The sequence below is a fragment of the Vibrio splendidus 12E03 genome, from assembly GCF_000272105.2.
Lineage (GTDB): Bacteria > Pseudomonadota > Gammaproteobacteria > Enterobacterales > Vibrionaceae > Vibrio > Vibrio splendidus_I.
Genome location: NZ_AJZD02000211.1, coordinates 1 through 217, shown reverse-complemented (window position 1 = coordinate 217; position 217 = coordinate 1). Strand labels below are relative to the sequence as shown.

General features: G+C 52.5%; 1 pseudogene. It reads left to right on the top strand.

Annotated features, from left to right (window positions below):
- Nucleotides 1–217 (top strand): annotated as a pseudogene (locus A142_RS14245) (hypothetical protein); the annotation flags it as partial.

Sequence of the window (217 nt, the reverse complement as noted above, 5' to 3'; positions counted from 1 at the left end):
TCGCGTGGAAAAAGAGTCGTCCTAACTTTGATACGGTCAGCCTCAATAAAGTCTGCCTTGATGGCGAGTTATCGAACAGTGTGTGTGGTACGGCAAACGATGGTAAATCGACGAACCCATTCGGCGGGGATTGGGCGGTGACCGTGAACACGGGTTCAAAAGGGCTTTTTGATGTGAAGGCCACCTTACCCTCAGACCCCGACCGCGTAGTGAGCTT